Origin of the sequence: Streptomyces cathayae (assembly GCF_029760955.1) — a bacterium.
GTDB classification, from domain to species: Bacteria; Actinomycetota; Actinomycetes; order Streptomycetales; family Streptomycetaceae; genus Streptomyces; species Streptomyces cathayae.
Window position 1 is genome coordinate 6,593,181 of sequence record NZ_CP121682.1, and the last position, 15,948, is coordinate 6,609,128.

Consider the following 15,948-nt stretch of genomic DNA (forward strand, 5'->3'; position numbering starts at 1 on the left):
CAGAGAACCCAGAGAACCAAGAGAGCACCGAGGAGAGACGTGAGCGGCAAGGGCGCACCGGAACTGTCCGTACGCGACGTGGGAGACCTCCGCGTCGCCGTGGTCGCGGCACAGTGGCACGAGAAGGTGATGGACGGACTGGTCGACGGCGCCCTGCGCGCCCTGCACGACCTCGGCATCGACGAACCGACCCTGCTGAGGGTCTCCGGCAGCTGGGAACTCCCGGTCGTCGCCAAGGTCCTCGCCGGACGCGGCTACGACGCGGTCGTCGCCCTCGGCGTCGTCATCCGGGGCGGCACGCCCCACTTCGAGTACGTGTGCCAGGGCGTCACCCAGGGCCTCACCCAGGTCAGCGTCGACACCGGGGTGCCCGTCGGTTTCGGCCTGCTCACCTGCGACACCGAGGAACAGGCCCTGGACCGCGCCGGACTGCCCGGCTCCACCGAGGACAAGGGGCACGAGGCGGTCACGGCGGCGGTGGCGACCGCGGCCACGCTGCGTTCAGTATCCGAACCCTGGCGGTGAGCAGGCCCCGACACCGCGTAGGGTAAGGACCACCATGTCCAAGAAGACGTTCGAGGAGCTCTTCACCGAGCTCCAGCACAAGGCCGCGCACGGCGACCCCGCCACCTCCCGCACCGCCGAACTGGTGGAAAAGGGCGTCCATGCCATCGGCAAGAAGGTCGTCGAAGAGGCCGCCGAGGTCTGGATGGCCGCCGAACACGAAGGCAAGGAAGCGGCCGCCGAGGAGATCTCGCAGCTGCTCTACCACGTCCAGGTGATGATGGTCGCCCGCGGCATCTCCCTCGACGACGTCTACGCCCACCTGTGATCGCAGGCACCGCCCCACCACCACCCACACTCCGAAGGAAGCCGACCTCATGCTGCGCATCGCACTCCCCAACAAGGGTTCACTGGCAGGCCCTGCGGCGGAGATGCTGCATGAGGCCGGCTACCAGCAGCGCCGGGAGTCGAAGGAACTGAGGATCGTCGACCCGGTCAACGAGGTCGAGTTCTTCTACCTCCGCCCCCGCGACATCGCGATCTACGTCTCCTCGGGCCGCCTCGACATCGGCATCACCGGCCGGGACCTCCTGGTGGACTCGGGCGCCGAGGCCGAGGAGATCCTGCCCCTCGGTTTCGCCCGCTCCACCTTCCGCTTCGCCGCCAAGCCCGGTGTCGCGCGGAGCGTCACGGACCTCGGCGGCAGGACGGTCGCCACCTCCTACGAGGGGATCGTCGCCCGGCACCTCGCCGAACAGGGCATCGACGCCTCCGTGGTCCACCTCGACGGCGCGGTCGAGACCGCCATCGAGCTGGGCGTCGCCGAGATCATCGCGGACGTCGTCGAGACCGGCACCTCCCTGCGCAACGCGGGCCTGGAGGTGCTCGGCGAGCCGATCATGACCTCGGAGGCGGTCGTCATCCGCCGCACCGGCGCCGCGGCCGAGCCCGACGAGACCGTCGAGCCCAAGGTGGGGCAGTTCCTGCGACGTCTCCAGGGCGTCCTCGTCGCCCGCACCTACGTGATGATGGACTACGACTGCCGGGTCGAGCAGTTGGAGAAGGCCGTCGCGCTGACCCCGGGCCTGGAGTCCCCGACCGTGTCCCCGTTGCACAACGAGGGCTGGGTCGCCGTCCGCGCCATGGTCCCCTCCAAGGAGGCCCAGCGCATCATGGACGACCTCTACGACATCGGTGCCCGCGCCATCCTCACCACGGCCATCCACGCCTGCCGCCTCTGACCCGGACCGATCCCGGAGCCGCACCATGCCGGACACCCCCTCGGACCAGCCGTCCGACAAGCCCGCCCTGCCCGCCCTACCCGTCACCTTCCGCCCCGGCCGCACCCGTGCGGTGCTGCTCGGTGCGGCCGCCGCGCTCTTCGGGGCCCTCTCCCTGATCGCCCTGCTGCTGGAGCAGGTCGACCCGGGCGAGCGGCTCAGTTTCGTGTTCACCGGCGCCCTGCTGGCCGGCGGGCTGGTGCTGCTGGCCCGGCCGAGGGTCGAGGCCGACGAGTCCGGCATCACCGTCGTCAACATCGTCGGCAGGCGCCGCCTCGAATGGGCTCAGATCCTTCAGGTGAACCTCCGTCCGGGTGACCCCTGGGTCTTCCTCGACCTCAGCGACGGCACCAGCATGCCCGTGCTCGGCATCCAGCCGGGCATCGCCAGGGAACGTGCCATCGCCGACGCGCAGGCCCTGCGGGCGCTCGCCGTGGCGCGTTCCGTGGTCGACCCCGATGCGTCACGGGGCTGACCCGGGGCATCTCGGGGAGACATCGGGGCCGTTCCACCTGACGCGGTCGCCCTTGTCCTGATTAGTCTGGTGGGCGACGGCGCGCCGACAGCGCCTTCGCCCCTGCCGCCCCGCCCGGTGGCCCAGGGGCTCCAGCTAACCGAGGAGTGACCCTCTCCGGCGATGGACGGATCGTCCTGCAGTACCTGCGCCGCCCCCTGTCGACAGAGCGCGAACCCGTTCCACGAGGTTCGCGACCGTGCGCAAGCGGCGGCATCATGACCACCCCCCTGCTGCTCCTCGCAGCCGCATTCCTGCTGATTCTCGCCAACGGGTTCTTCGTGGCAGCCGAGTCCGGCCTGGTCACCGTCGAGCGACCGGACGCCGAACGGGCCGCCGCCGACGGCGACCGACGCGCCCACCGGGTCGTCGAGTCACTCAAGGAGCTGCCCTTCCAGCTCTCCGGCACCCAGCTCGGCATCACCCTCACCTCCCTGGTCGTCGGCATGCTCGCCGAACCAGCGCTCGCCGGGCTGCTGCGCGGCCCCTTCACCGGCACGGGTGTCCCCGAGGGAGCCGTCTCCACCCTCGCCGTGGTCGTCGGCGTGCTGCTGGCCTCGGCCGTGCAGACGGTGATCGGCGAGCTCGTGCCCAAGAACTGGGCGGTGTCCCGGCCGCTGCAGGTCGCGCGGTTCGCCGCCGGCCCGCAGCAGGTCTTCGCCCGCCTGTTCCGCCCGGTCATCGCCGGAGTGAACGCCGTGGCCGACCGGGTGGTGCGCACCCTGGGCGTCGAGCCGACCGCGGAGCCGGCCTCCGCCCGCACGCCCGGCGAACTGGTCTTTCTGGCCCGGCACTCCGCGCGGGCCGGCGCCCTGGAACAGGACACGGCGGACCTCTTCGTACGGACCCTGTCCCTGGGGGAGCTGACCGCGCAGCACGTCATGACCCCGCGGGTGAGGGTCAGCGCCCTGCAGTCCTCGGCGACCGTCGAGGACGTGGTGAACCTGACCCGGGCCACCGGCCTGTCCCGGTTCCCCGTCCACACGGAGCGGATCGACGAAGTCGTGGGCATGGCCCATCTCAAGGACGCCCTCGCGGTGCCCCCGCGGGAGCGGCTGCGCACCCCCGTCAGCGACATCGCCCGCCCGGCGCTGCTCGTCCCCGAGACCCTGCCCGTCCGGCCGCTGCTGACGCGGCTGCGCGGCGAGCAGCCCATCGCGGTCGTCGTCGACGAGTACGGCGGCACGGCCGGAGTCGTCACGCTGGAGGACATCGTCGAGGAGATCGTCGGCGAGATCTGGGACGAGCACGACGGGCACGGCGAACGCGGCGAACGCGGCGAACGCGGCGAACTCTTCGGTAGGGCCACCGAACCCGTCGCCGCTCCGCCGGAGGACGGCCGCCCCGCCTGGGACGTCGACGGCAGCGTCCGCGTCGACACCCTGCTCCGTATCGGCCTCGACGTGCCCGACGGACCCTACGAGACCGTCGCCGGCCTGGTCGCCGACCTGCTCGGCCGGATCCCGGCCGTCGGCGACCACGCGGAACTGCCCGGCTGGCGGCTGTCGGTCCGCCGCGTCGGCCACTACCGTGCCGAGCGCGTCCGCCTGGTCGAGGCGGCCCCGCCGCCACTCGTGGGGGCAGCCCGATGAGCGTGCTGCACCTCCTCTTCGCCGCCCTGCTCGTCCTCGTCAACGGATTCTTCGTGGGTGCCGAGTTCGCGCTGGTCTCCGTGCGCCGCAGCCAGATCGAACCGCTCGGCACCGCCCGTGCCCGTCAGGTCCTGTACGGGCTCGAGCACCTGCCGCGGATGACGGCGGCAGCCCAGTGCGGCATCACCGTCTGCTCGCTGACCCTCGGAGCGATCGCCGAACCGACGGTCGCCCGCTTGCTGGAGCCGGTGTTCGCGTGGATCCGCCTGCCGCACGGCATGATCCATCCGCTCGGCTACGTCGTCGCACTCGCCGCCGTGGTCTTCTTCCACCTCGTCATCGGCGAGATGGTCCCGAAGAACCTCGCGAGGGCCGCCCCCGAGAAGGCCGCGCTGTGGCTGAGTCCCGGCCTGGTCCGGTTCGCCCGGTGGTGCCGGCCCGTCACGACCGCGCTCGGCGCCTGCGCCGAGACCGTCCTGCGGGCCTTCCACGTCGAGCCGAAGGGCGAGGCCGAGGCGGCCTTCACCAGCGAGCAGCTGAACCGGCTGGTGGAGGACGCCGGGAAGGCGGGCCTCCTGGACCCCGAGGAGGCCGAGCGCCTGGAGGACGTCCTGGAGCTGGGCTCCCGCCCGGTGACGGACGTCCTGCTGCCCCGTGAGTCACTGGTGACGGTCGGCCCCGAGGTCACCCCGGCACGGATCGTGGAACTCACCGCCCGCACCGGGTACTCCCGTTTCCCGGTCGCCGCGCAGGGCGGCGCCTTCATGGGCTACCTGCACGTCAAGGACGTGCTCGACCTGGAGGAGACCGACCGGGCCGTGCCGCGGCGGCTCTGGCGGCGCATGCCCACCCTCCGGCCCGAACTCCCGCTGGACGACGCCCTCACCGTGATGCGCCGAGCCGCCACCCACCTGGCCCAGGTGGCCGACGCATCCGGCCGGACACAGGGGCTGGTGGCCCTGGAGGACGTACTGGAGCTGCTGGTCGGCGAGGTACGGGACCCGGCACACCGGGAGGCCCCGGGAGCGCGGCCGGAGACCGGGACACACCTCGGTTCCAGGACCCGTGCCGACTCCGGAACACACCCCGATTCCGGGACGCTTCCGGACGCCGGGGCGGGCATCGGGGCCGGCATCGATGCGGATGCCGGACCGGCCGAGGCCAGGAGCGGCGCCCCGGCGGGAGCGCTCACCCGCTGACCGCCCGCGTCGCGGGATCCGCCGCTGTCAGGGCGCCGGCGGATCCTGTGGGCCCCGCCCGGACAGCACCTCCCCGTACGCCTGCATCAGATCCGGCAGCCGCAGCGTCGCCAGGTCCTCCCGGGTCAGCGTGCCCGGGTACGCCGGGTACGCCGACAGCCGCAGATCCCGGTACGCGCAGCTCTTCTCGTACAGCGTCCGCAGGAACCGCCCGTTGCCCAGCTCGTCGATCCACCCCTGGTCCACCACGTGACCGGCGATGGACCGCAGCTCCTCCAGCGCCTCCTCGTCCCACACGTCGCCGTTCTCCGCGGCCAGCACCTCACCGATCGCGGTGAGTTCGGGTGGCCGGTAGGACGGGAAGTCGACGCGCGTCGTGAAGCGGGAGGACAGCCCCGGGTTGGCGCCGAGCAGACGGTCCATGCCCTCCGGGTAGCCGGCCAGTATGACCACCAGGTGGTCGCGGTTGTCCTCGGCCCGCTTCAGCAGCACCTGGAGCGCCTCGTCACCGTACGCGTCGCCCTTGCCGTACCCGGAGTTGGAGAGAGCGTAGGCCTCGTCGACGAAGAGGACCCCGCCGAGCGCGGAGTCGATCAGCTCATTGGCCTTCACCGCCGTCTGCCCCAGGTACTCGCCGACCAGATCGGCCCGCTGCGCCTCCACGAGATGGTCCCCGCCGAGCAGCCCGAGGGCGTAGAAGACCCGGCCCAGGATGCGGGCCACCGTGGTCTTGCCGGTACCGGACGGGCCGGAGAAGACGAAGTGCCGTTTCGGCGGTTGTACCGGCAGCCCCTGCCCGGCCCGCAGCCGCGCCATGTTCAACTGCGCCGACAGCGCCTTGACCTGGCGTTTCACCGGCTCCAGCCCCACCATGCGCTCCAGCTCGGCGAGCGCTTCCTCCAGTAAAGCGGGGTCGGTGGGACCCGTGGGCAGTGACGGCACCGGGTCGCCGGCCCGCTCGCGCACCGAAGGCCCCGTGGTCGGCCGCGGGGCCGCGGGCTGCGGGTCCGGCTCGGACAGCATCAGATCGCGGCCCTCGGTGCCGAACAGCGGATCGAGTGTGTCCGGACCGTCCAGCAGGTCCGGGCCCGTCCCGCCGAGTGTGAGCGAGCCGAGATCGGTGGGGTCGTCGTAGCCGTCCCCCTCGGCGATGGCGGCGAGCCGGGCCGAGGTGTCCATGAAGGCAGGGTCGACACGGTGCACGGCCCGGTACAGGGGGACCGCGGCGGCACTGCGGCCGGTGCCCTCGTGGGCGCGTGCCAGCCAGTACCGCAGCTCCTTGCGCTGCGGCTGCTCGCTGCGGCAGCGCATCAGGGCCGCCGACAGCAGGGGTTCGGCCTGCCCGTACATCTCCAGGCGCACCCGGGCCATACCGCCGAACAGGCCCGTCTCGATGCCGAGCAGCGGATCGCCGTGCAGCGGGTCGGTGTGCCGGACCAGCTGCTCCCAGTCCTTGACCAGATAGGCGCGGCAGGCGTGCAGGAAGCGGACCTGCGGGTCGGTGTCCACGGGAGGCAGTCCGGCGAGCGCGCGGTCCAGTTCGGGGACGTGGCGGCCGTCCAGCCAGTGGGAGGCGTGCGCGAGCAGCAGATCGCGGGGACTCTCCAGCACCGGCTGAACCCACCAGCCCAGCCAGTACCAGGAGTTGAGGGTACGGCGGTGCCGGGTGCGTTGTTCGCCGAAGCGGTCCCGGTGCCGGAACATGCGCAGCAGCGAGGCCGTCGTGTCGACGCGCAGCGCGTGCAGCCCGAGCCAGCCGTCCGCCATCCCCGGGTCGATCCGCACCGCGGCCCGGAACTCCTCCTCGGCCTGCGGATAGGCGCCCATGGTGTAGGCGTCCACGCCCCGCAGCCAGGCGAGATCGGCCGGGGCCTGCGGGCCCTGCGTGCCGAAGTTCATCACGTCCCCCCACAAACCGTGCCTCGTCGGTATGCCCCACCGGCCCTCGCCCGCCGGCTGCCGTGAGGCGAACCGCTGTGCTGCGGGCCGGAGTTGCACGGTGCGCGAAGCGGCGTCCGTAGGTCGCACCGAAGGCATCGTACCTGCGGCGGCGCCGCCTCCGTAGGGGTGCCGCACCCGCGGGGGGAGCGAGGCGGGCGGGAGGGTTTCGACGGCAGGCCGTGACCGAGGGTGATCGGCATATGCCGCTCGGCAGTCGAAAGGGGCGAAGAAGGCAGAACGAAGCCCCCGATCACGGGGGAACAACCGGGGGCTTCGCGTCTGCGGGCGGCTCCGAACGGCCGCACATTGAGAACGTAAGACCTGTACGGGCCCCTGGTCAAGCGAAGTTGAAGCGCTCCGGCGACTTGTCCGACAAGGCCCTTCGCCTGTTCAGCGCGGTGCGGACGGCCCGTCACCGTCCGTGAGCGGAGAGAGGGGTTCGGCCGTCCCGGCAGGCCCGGCGAGTACCTCGTACCCCTCCTCGCGCTCCCGCACCAGAAGGTCGGCGAAGGGGCGTGACGGGTCCTCGGCGAAGTGCCGGCGTTCCGCCTCGACCCACCCTTCCCAGAACTCCCGCTGCTCCGCCCCGTCCCGTGCCCGACCCCGCGACCAGGCAGCCTCCGCGGGCAGTTCCATCCACAGCAGCAGCGCCAGATGGGGCCGCAGCGCCCGGCGTCCCGCTCCGACGCCCTCGACGACGACCACCGGGGCGGGCGGCAGCGGGTGTGGCTGTCCGAAGGCGCGGGCCCGCCAGTCGTAGGGGGTGTAGTACGCCTGCTCACCGCGGCCGAGCGGACCGATCACCTGGCTCAGCAGCCGTTTGGTCCAGCCGAACAGCTCCTGGTGGCTGGCGATGTCGTCGAGTCGCAGCACCGGGACGCCGCCCAGTGCTCCGGCCAGCCGGCCGGCGAACGTGGACTTCCCGGAACCGGCGTGCCCGTCGACACCGACGAGCCGGACGGGTCCGCAGGAGGGGGAGAGACCGCGGATGCGGGAGACGAGATCGTGAATGGCTGATTCCTGGGGGAGGGGCGGCATGGGGCGGGGCGGCATACGGAGAGACGGTGACGCGAGCACTCTAGAACCTGACCGGGACCCGGTGGCCGGCGCCCGTGCCCGTGCCCCGGAACGATCCGCCGGTCCTCGGATCCGCAGGCCCCCGATCCGCCGGCATGTGTGTCATTGGTCGAGTCCCATATTGGTCGGCGCGGCACGGTCTTGGGTGCTGGCGGGGCCTGCCCCGGTGTGCTCATAGTGGGCGGACATCCGCTCCACCCGGTGGACGTACGCCGTACGACCCGCCGTGTTCCGGACCTGCACCGACTCCGACACCTGGGGGTCCTCCACCCATGAGCAGAGCCGAACAGCCGTCTCGCAGAACTCTTCTGGCCGCAACGGTCGTCGCCGCCGTGGCGAGCACCGGCCCGGCGTTCGCCGGTACCCCGACCGGCCGGTCCGCCGCAGGCCCGACAGGCGGCTCCACAGACCCCGAACGGACCGCAGGGGCCCGACCCGTGGACAACAGGGCCTGGACCTCCTACAGCGACTGGCGCGGCGGCACCGCCGAGGGCACCCGGGCCGTCGCGGGCGTCCGCCCCGGCCTGGTGATCGCGAAGGCCGCGGGCACCACCGACCACACCGACCCGCGCACCGGCGACACCGCCGCCTGGGAGTACGCGGCCTGGACCTCACCCGTCCACCGGCTCACCGTGCCGGCGACGGAGGCGATCGCCTCCTGGAACGCGCACACCCCCGACGGCACCTGGATCCAGGTCGAGTTGCAGGGCACCTACACGGACGGCACCGACACACCCTGGTACGTGATGGGCCGCTGGGCGGCCGGCGACCAGGACATCCGGCGCACCTCGGTGGACGGCCAGAGCGACGGCCGGAGCACGGTGTGGACCGACACCCTCGCCGTCGACGACCCCGCTTCGGGGCTGCGCCTGGTCTCGTACCGGCTGCGGCTGACCCTGCACCGCCGTCCCGGGACGGCACTCACCCCGACCGTCTGGCGGCTTGGCGCGATGGGCTCCGACGTCCCCGACCGCTTCACCGTCCCGGCCTCCACGCCGGGTCCGGCCCGGGAACTGATCGTCCCGCGCTACTCGCAGGAGATCCACAAGGGCCGGTACCCGGAGTACGACAACGGCGGCGAGGCCTGGTGCAGCCCGACCTCCTCACAGATGATCATCGAGTACTGGGGCGGACGGCTCACCGAGGAGCAGTTGGCCTGGGTCGACCCGTCCTACACCGACCCGCAGGTGTGCCACGCGGCCCGCCACACCTACGACCACCAGTACGCCGGCTGCGGCAACTGGCCGTTCAACGCGGCCTACGCGGCCACCTTCGAGGACCTCCAGGGCGTCGTCACCCGGCTCGGCTCGCTGAGCGACCTGGAGACCCTGATCGGGGCGGGCGTCCCGGCCATCACGTCCCAGTCCTTCCGTGAGGAGGAACTGACCGGAGCGGGGTACGGGACGTCCGGGCACCTGATGACCGTGATCGGGTTCACTGAGGACGGCGACGTGATCGCCAACGATCCGGCCTCCCCGGACAACGAGGCCGTCCGGCGCGTCTACCGGCGGCGCGAGTGGGAGAACATCTGGCTCAGGACCAAGCGGTACAACGCCTCGGGCAAGGTCGTCTCCGGCACCGGCGGCGTCTGCTACCTGTACTTTCCGGCGCGTCCCACCTCGCGCATGCGCAAGGCGCTCGCGGCCGTCGGAGTGCGCTGAACCGGTCCGTGCGGCGGGCCGCCCCCGCCGCACGGGGCCCCGGCCTGTGACCAAGCTCTCGGCCGCAAAAGCCGCCGACGGTGGCAAGGTGGACAACGGCGCGTAAAGGCCCGGCGCGCACCACCGAGATCCGAGATCGGCGAGAAGTCATGACCGCGAACGCAGCCACCGTCACCGCTCCCGTCACCGCCCCCGGTGTGCGCACCGGCGGCCCCCGGGAGGACGGCCCGGACATCCTCGAGCACGTCATGGGATGGGTTCTCGTGGTGGTCGTGGCGATGCTCGTGACCCGGCTCGGAATGCTCTGACCTGACCCGGAAGGCGACCTGACATACTGCGGAGATCAGCCCCCGCAGGAAACCTGGGTCAAGATTGAACATCAGTCAGCAGCCTGCCGTGCGCCCCGGCGCGCGCAGCACCGAGCGTTCGCTGGCACGCCGTGCCGAACTCATCGCCATCGGGCGGAAACTGTTCGCCGACACGTCGTACGACGCGCTCTCCATGGACGACATCGCACGTCAGGCGCATGTCGCCAAGGGGCTGATCTACTACTACTTCCACTCCAAGCGGGGCTACTACCTGTCCATCATCCAGGACTCGGTGGCCGGCCTGGTCGCCTTCGCGGCGGGCGGCGTCGGACTGCCGCCCGCGGAGCGGGTGCACCGCACCGTCGACAGCTATCTGCGCTACGCCGAGCACAACCAGGCCGCGTACCGCACGATCGTCAGCGGCGGTGTCGGCTTCGACACCGAGGTCCATGCCATCCGGGACGGGGTGCGCGAGGCGATCGTCGAGACCATCGCCGAAGGCGCCTACGGGACCAGTGACATCACGCCGCTGGCGCGGATGGGTCTGCTGTCCTGGGTGTGCAGCGTCGAGGGTGCCACCCTCGAATGGATCGACCGTCCCGAACTGCCCCGCGAGACCATGCGCGAACTGCTGGTGAAGATGCTCGGCGGGGCCATGCGCGCCATCGAGGAGCTGGATCCCGCGCACCCGGCCCCGGAGCCCGCCCGCCGCGACGGCTGACGCGTCGGCGTCCGCGGACGCCGACGCCCGGAGCACCGGCGTCCGCGATCGCGGTGCGGCGCGGTGGGAGTCGCGTCCCGTGCGCCTCTTCGTGGAGGAAGCACGGAAGGCCATTGTCATGGACACGGCGATTTCTCGAGGTGGAGCGGCAGGAGGGCCGGATCGGCGAGGTCAGTGGTGCGGACCGATTTCGACGTCCGGAAAATTCTTGTAGTAAGCGGTCGTTAACAAGTGACGCGCTCGGGCTGATCGGGCATACTCACAGCTCACAGCGGCTGGTCAGCAGCTCCCGAGACCCGGGGGCGACAGTATCGGCCAGGCACCGGAACCACCCGGCGGAGCCGCCCCTACCCAAGGCGCGCATCCGCCGATGTGCCCGAACAGGGAGGAGAGCGTCGCCATGTCCGACCACGCCCCGCAGCCGGTGGACCGGCAACTGCCCACGGACGAGGCACGGGACCTGATCTCGCTCGTCCGCGACATCGCGCAGCGCGAGATCGCCCCGAAGGCGGCCGAGGAGGAGGACGCCGGCCGTTTCCCGCGCGAGGTCTTCACCCTGCTTTCCGAGGCCGGACTGCTCGGACTGCCCTACGACTCGGCGTACGGCGGCGGAGACCAGCCCTACGAGGTCTACCTCCAGGTCCTCGAAGAGCTCTCCACGGCCCGCCTGACCGTCGGCCTCGGCGTCAGCGTGCACACCCTCGCCTCCTACGCGCTCGCCACCCACGGCACCAAGGAGCAGCAGGCCGAGCACCTGCCGGCGATGCTCGGCGGCGGCCTGCTCGGCGCCTACTGCCTCTCCGAGCCGTCCTCCGGGTCGGACGCGGCCTCGCTGCGCACCAAGGCGGTGCGCGAGGCCGGGGGAGGCTGGGCGATCACCGGCACCAAGGCATGGATCACGCACGGCGGCATCGCCGACTTCTACACCGCCATGACCCGCACCGGTGCGGACGGCCCGCGCGGGATCACCGCGTTCCTGGTGCCCGGCGACGCCGAGGGGCTGAGCGCCGCCGCTCCCGAGAAGAAGATGGGCATGAAGGGCTCGCCCACCGCGCAGGTCCACTTCGACGGCGTACGGGTCGGGGACGACCGGCGGATCGGTGAGGAGGGCCAGGGCTTCGCGATAGCCCTGTCCGCGCTGGACGGCGGACGCCTCGGCATCGCGGCCTGCGCGATCGGTCTGGCCCAGGCGGCGCTCGACGAGGCGCTGGGGTACGCGGCCGGGCGGCGGCAGTTCGGGCGGCCCATCGCCGACTTCCAGGGACTGCGGTTCATGCTCGCCGACATGGCCACGCAGATCGAGGCGGGACGCGCGCTGTACCTCGCGGCGGCCCGACTGCGGGATGCCGGGCGGCCGTTCGCCAAGCAGGCGGCCATGGCCAAACTGCACTGCACCGACACGGCGATGCGGGTCACCACCGACGCCGTCCAGATCCTCGGCGGCTACGGCTACACCGCGGACTTCCCGGCCGAGCGCTACATGCGCGAGGCCAAGGTGCTGCAGATCGTCGAGGGGACGAACCAGATCCAGCGCATGGTCATCGCCCGCCATCTCGCGGGGCCGCCGACGAGCTGATCCGGCTTCCTCGCCGGGGTGCCGCGAGCCGGACCCGCTCCGGGGCGTGCCGGCCCGGCAGGGCGCGGCCCTTGTCGGCCCGGCTCCGCATCGGATCGCGGCAGATCGGCGGATCCGGGAGTTGCGGCGGCGGGGAGGCGTGTGCCCGGCGGGCTGCGGTACGGGCGGTGGAGCGAGGGCGCGGCGGTGACGCCCGGTCCTCGAGAGCGTGGGGCCGTCACGCCCGGGCGACGCGGGAGCGACCGGGCAGGTCACCGACCGCCCGAACAGGGCGTACGTTCGCGGACGTCCGGTCCGGCCCGTCCGCGCCGGGTGACGCACCGCGCGCGGAGGTCCCGTCGCGGTGCGCTTGACAGGCCCCGGGCCGGGGCGGGACGGCTCAGGCGGCGTGGCGCCGTATGACGGGCACCCTGATCGGACGCGAAGCCGGACCGCCGACGTGCGAGAAGGGCTGGGTGCGCCAGTCGAGCCCCTGAGGGAGCGTCAACAGCAGGGCGGTGTCCTGTTCCTGGAGCGTGGCGGACTCGTCCGCCGGCCGGGCCTCACCGGCACCGCGGCCGGTGCCGGTGCAGACGGTGAGCCCGAACGGGTTCCACGGCGAGGCGCACAGCGCGTGCTCCGGCAGGACCTCCTCGTCCGCGAGCAGCGCGATCGGCTGCGCGCAGTCCGGGCAGACGACCCGGTACATCTCGAAGGTGTCGTACGCGTCGAGTTCGTCGTCGAGAGCGTCGGGGTCGACGTACTCGGGGACGAGTTCGACGACGGACTGCTGCCGCTTGGGCGTGGTACGACCAGGGCGCTTAAGACTCTGCATGGGTTCTCCCCCTCGGGCTGGGCCGTGAAGGCGCTGCGGCCTCGACCACAGCAAGCACTTCCCGTCCCCCATCGGGGGTAATCACGAGAACATCACGGAGACTGTTCGAAGGGTGTGGTATTCGTCACATGCCGTTCGGGGGCGCCGCCCGCAACCGGTTTCGTCCCCCGCCCGGCTCGGGCCGGATGCCCGGTACATCACGAACCGGGCATGACCTGGACAGCTCAGGTATCCGAGGAGATCGGCGGCACTGTAGGTTCTTGCGCCATGGAGGAGCTGGACCGACAGATCGTGCAGCTGCTCGTCAAGGACGGGCGGATGAGCTACACAGACCTGGGCAAGGCCACGGGCCTGTCCACGTCGGCCGTGCACCAGCGGGTGCGCAGGCTGGAACAGCGTGGCGTCATCCGCGGCTATGCCGCGGTCGTCGACCCGGATGCCGTCGGTCTGCCCATGACCGCCTTCATCTCGGTCAAGCCGTTCGACCCCAGCGCCCCCGACGACATCGCGGACCGCCTCGCGGGCGTGCCCGAGATCGAGGCCTGCCACAGTGTCGCGGGCGACGAGAACTACATCCTCAAGGTGCGGGTGGCCACTCCGCGCCAACTGGAGGAACTGCTCGCCCGCGTGCGCTCGCTGGCGGGCGTCTCCACCCGGACGACGGTGGTCCTGTCCACTCCGTACGAGGCCCGTCCGCCGCGCGTCTGACCCGCACCCGCGCGGGGGTGCGCCGCCGCGACCGGATGTGCGGCGCGCAGGCGCAGCGGTGCGCAGGTGAGGTGAGGAGCGGCCCTGGGTGCGGGCCCGGCCCCGCGAGGGGCGACACTGTGGGTCATGAGTGAACGCACCGTCCCGCCGCACACCGTCCTGCTCCGCCGCGGCGAGGTCCACAGCCCCGCCGACCCCTTCGCCACCGCGATGGTCGTCGAAGGCGGCCAGATCGCCTGGGTCGGCTCCGAGGGCGCCGCCGACTCCTTCGCGGACGGTGTGGACGAGGTGATCGACCTCGACGGGGCGCTGGTCACCCCGGCGTTCACCGACGCGCACGTGCACACCACGGCCACCGGACTGGCCCTCACCGGCCTCGACCTGTCCGACGCCCCCTCCCTGCAGGCCGCGCTGGCCCGGGTGCGGGAGTTCGCCGCGGCCCGCCCGGCCGACCGGGTCCTGCTCGGCCACGGCTGGGACGCGTCCCGCTGGCCGGACGGCCGCCCCCCGACCCGCGCCGAACTCGACGCGGCCACCGGCGGACGCCCTCTCTACCTCAGCCGGATCGACGTCCACTCCGCGGTCGTCACCACCGCGCTGCTCGACCTCGTCAGCGGTGAGAACACCCGCGAGATCGCCCGCGAGGCACCCGGCGGGGCCCGGCCGCTCACCGGTGACGCCCACCACGCCGTACGCGCCGCCGCCCTGGGCGCCGTCACGCCCGCCCAGCGCACCGAGGCGCAGCGTGCCGCCCTGGCCCACGCCGTCTCCCTGGGCATCGGCACCGTCCACGAGTGCGGTGGCCCGGAGATCTCCTCCGAGGACGACTTCACCGGCCTGCTGCGGCTCGCCGCCGAGGGCGGCGGCCCGCGCGCCGTCGGCTACTGGGCCGAGCGGGACGTCGCCAAGGCCCGCGCACTGGGCGCGACCGGCGCCGCGGGCGACCTGTTCGCCGACGGGGCCCTCGGCTCGCACACCGCCTGCCTGCACGAGCCGTACGCCGACGCCGGCCACACGGGCACCGCCCACCTGGACGCCGCCGCCGTCGCCGCCCACGTGGTCGACTGCACCGGGGCGGGCCTGCAGGCGGGCTTCCACGCCATCGGCGACGCCGCCCTCGGCGCGGTGGTCGACGGGATGCGCGCCGCCGCCGAGAAGGTCGGCCTCGCGCGTGTGCGGGCCGCCCGGCACCGGGTCGAGCACGCCGAGATGCTCACTGCCGAGACCGTCGCAGCGTTCGCCGAACTCGGCCTGACCGCCTCCGTCCAGCCCGCCTTCGACGCCCTGTGGGGCGGCGAGGACGGCATGTACGCCCGGCGTCTGGGCGTGGCGCGGGCCCGCTCCCTGAACCCCTTCGCGGCCCTGCTGCGCGCCGGTGTCCCGCTCGCCTTCGGATCGGACAGCCCGGTCACGCCCCTCGATCCGTGGGGCACCGTCCGGGCCGCCGCCTTCCACCGCACGCCCGAGCACCGGGTCTCCGTGCGGGCCGCGTTCACCGCGCACACGCGGGGCGGCTGGCGGGCGATCGGACGTGACGACGCGGGCATCCTGGTGCCGGGAGCCCCTGCCGACTACGCCGTGTGGCACACCGGCGACCTTGTCGTACAGGCACCCGACGACCGGGTGGCGCGCTGGTCCACCGACCCCCGCTCCGGCACCCCCGGGCTGCCGGACCTGACCCCGGGCGGCGACCTGCCCGTCTGTCGGCGCACGGTGGTCGGCGGACGCACGGTCTTCGTACGGCCGGGAGAGTGATCTCCACGGACCGCCCGGCGACGAGCACGTGCCGAGCCCCCGTCTCGCGACCTGCGCATCCTCCCCGCCGGCCGGACACCTGAACCGCATTGCGCAGGTCAAACGTCTGTTGGCGGGAAGCAGCGGGGGGAAAGCTAGGTTCGGCGGGGTCCACCATCGGACGCCCGACCGGGGAAGTTCCGCCCACTCGAGGCAGCGCCGCTGGGTCAGGGACGGTGTGCCGCGCCGGGCACCGTCACCGGGAGCCAGGCTCAGCATCGGCGCGGCGCGAGGGAACGTTCCGGTGGGTCGGGAAGGT

15 protein-coding genes are annotated in these 15,948 nt (G+C 72.5%); 12 read left to right on the forward strand and 3 right to left on the reverse strand.

Translation table 11 applies throughout. The features are described from left to right. The first annotated feature begins 39 nt into the window (after positions 1-39). From ribH to PYS65_RS30180, 6 genes are all read left to right on the forward strand, one after another. The gene (gene ribH, locus PYS65_RS30155) at positions 40-525 is read left to right on the forward strand and encodes a 6,7-dimethyl-8-ribityllumazine synthase (protein WP_279337092.1); all 486 of its coding nucleotides are present in this window, start codon (positions 40-42) and stop codon (positions 523-525) included. A gap of 34 nt (positions 526-559) precedes the next feature. Continuing rightward, the gene (locus PYS65_RS30160; RefSeq protein WP_010046365.1) at positions 560-832 is read left to right on the forward strand and encodes a phosphoribosyl-ATP diphosphatase; all 273 of its coding nucleotides are present in this window, start codon (positions 560-562) and stop codon (positions 830-832) included. Between the two features lie 49 nt (positions 833-881). Further along, positions 882-1,745: an ATP phosphoribosyltransferase gene (gene hisG / locus PYS65_RS30165; RefSeq protein WP_279337093.1), complete on the forward strand. Its 864-nt coding sequence runs from the start codon at positions 882-884 to the stop codon at positions 1,743-1,745. 25 nt (positions 1,746-1,770) lie between these two features. Continuing rightward, a complete protein-coding gene (locus tag PYS65_RS30170; protein ID WP_279337094.1) occupies positions 1,771-2,259 on the forward strand; it encodes a PH domain-containing protein in 489 nt (162 codons plus the stop codon). A gap of 257 nt (positions 2,260-2,516) precedes the next feature. Further along, the gene (locus PYS65_RS30175; RefSeq protein WP_279337095.1) at positions 2,517-3,890 is read left to right on the forward strand and encodes a hemolysin family protein; all 1,374 of its coding nucleotides are present in this window, start codon (positions 2,517-2,519) and stop codon (positions 3,888-3,890) included. After that, positions 3,887-5,089 carry a hemolysin family protein gene (locus tag PYS65_RS30180; RefSeq protein ID WP_279337096.1) on the forward strand — a complete coding sequence of 401 codons (1,203 nt, stop codon included), beginning with the start codon at positions 3,887-3,889 and terminating at the stop codon, positions 5,087-5,089. The genes PYS65_RS30175 and PYS65_RS30180 overlap by 4 nt, the downstream gene beginning before the upstream one ends. Before the next feature lie 27 nt (positions 5,090-5,116). On the opposite strand, the gene PYS65_RS30185 is transcribed toward PYS65_RS30180, so the two are convergent. Beyond that, positions 5,117-6,988, reverse strand: a complete 1,872-nt coding sequence (locus tag PYS65_RS30185) for an AAA family ATPase (protein ID WP_279337097.1) — start codon at positions 6,986-6,988, stop codon at positions 5,117-5,119. A gap of 432 nt (positions 6,989-7,420) precedes the next feature. After that, entirely contained in the window at positions 7,421-8,083 is a 663-nt protein-coding gene (locus PYS65_RS30190) for a hypothetical protein (RefSeq protein ID WP_279337098.1), read from the reverse strand. Positions 8,084-8,379: 296 nt separating this feature from the next. Here PYS65_RS30190 and PYS65_RS30195 point away from each other — a divergent pair, with 296 nt between their 5' ends. From PYS65_RS30195 to PYS65_RS30210, 4 genes are all read left to right on the forward strand, one after another. Further along, a complete protein-coding gene (locus PYS65_RS30195; protein WP_279337099.1) occupies positions 8,380-9,768 on the forward strand; it encodes a peptidase C39 family protein in 1,389 nt (462 codons plus the stop codon). Between the two features lie 149 nt (positions 9,769-9,917). Beyond that, positions 9,918-10,076, forward strand: a complete 159-nt coding sequence (locus tag PYS65_RS30200) for an SCO1431 family membrane protein (RefSeq protein ID WP_279337100.1) — start codon at positions 9,918-9,920, stop codon at positions 10,074-10,076. A 64-nt stretch (positions 10,077-10,140) separates the two neighbouring features. After that, positions 10,141-10,797: a TetR/AcrR family transcriptional regulator gene (locus PYS65_RS30205; protein ID WP_279337101.1), complete on the forward strand. Its 657-nt coding sequence runs from the start codon at positions 10,141-10,143 to the stop codon at positions 10,795-10,797. A gap of 400 nt (positions 10,798-11,197) precedes the next feature. Further along, positions 11,198-12,373, forward strand: a complete 1,176-nt coding sequence (locus PYS65_RS30210) for an acyl-CoA dehydrogenase family protein (protein WP_279337102.1) — start codon at positions 11,198-11,200, stop codon at positions 12,371-12,373. A 379-nt stretch (positions 12,374-12,752) separates the two neighbouring features. Here PYS65_RS30210 and PYS65_RS30215 read toward each other — a convergent pair whose 3' ends face one another. Beyond that, on the reverse strand, positions 12,753-13,187 hold the full coding sequence (locus PYS65_RS30215; RefSeq protein WP_279337103.1) for a hypothetical protein: 435 nt from the start codon (positions 13,185-13,187) through the stop codon (positions 12,753-12,755). Between the two features lie 267 nt (positions 13,188-13,454). On the opposite strand from PYS65_RS30215, the gene PYS65_RS30220 reads away from it, so the two are divergent. Together PYS65_RS30220 and PYS65_RS30225 are read left to right on the forward strand one after the other, a co-directional pair. Next, positions 13,455-13,895 carry an Lrp/AsnC family transcriptional regulator gene (locus PYS65_RS30220; protein WP_109379411.1) on the forward strand — a complete coding sequence of 147 codons (441 nt, stop codon included), beginning with the start codon at positions 13,455-13,457 and terminating at the stop codon, positions 13,893-13,895. Between the two features lie 126 nt (positions 13,896-14,021). Then, on the forward strand, positions 14,022-15,650 hold the full coding sequence (locus PYS65_RS30225) for an amidohydrolase (RefSeq protein ID WP_279337104.1): 1,629 nt from the start codon (positions 14,022-14,024) through the stop codon (positions 15,648-15,650). Positions 15,651-15,948 lie beyond the last annotated feature (298 nt).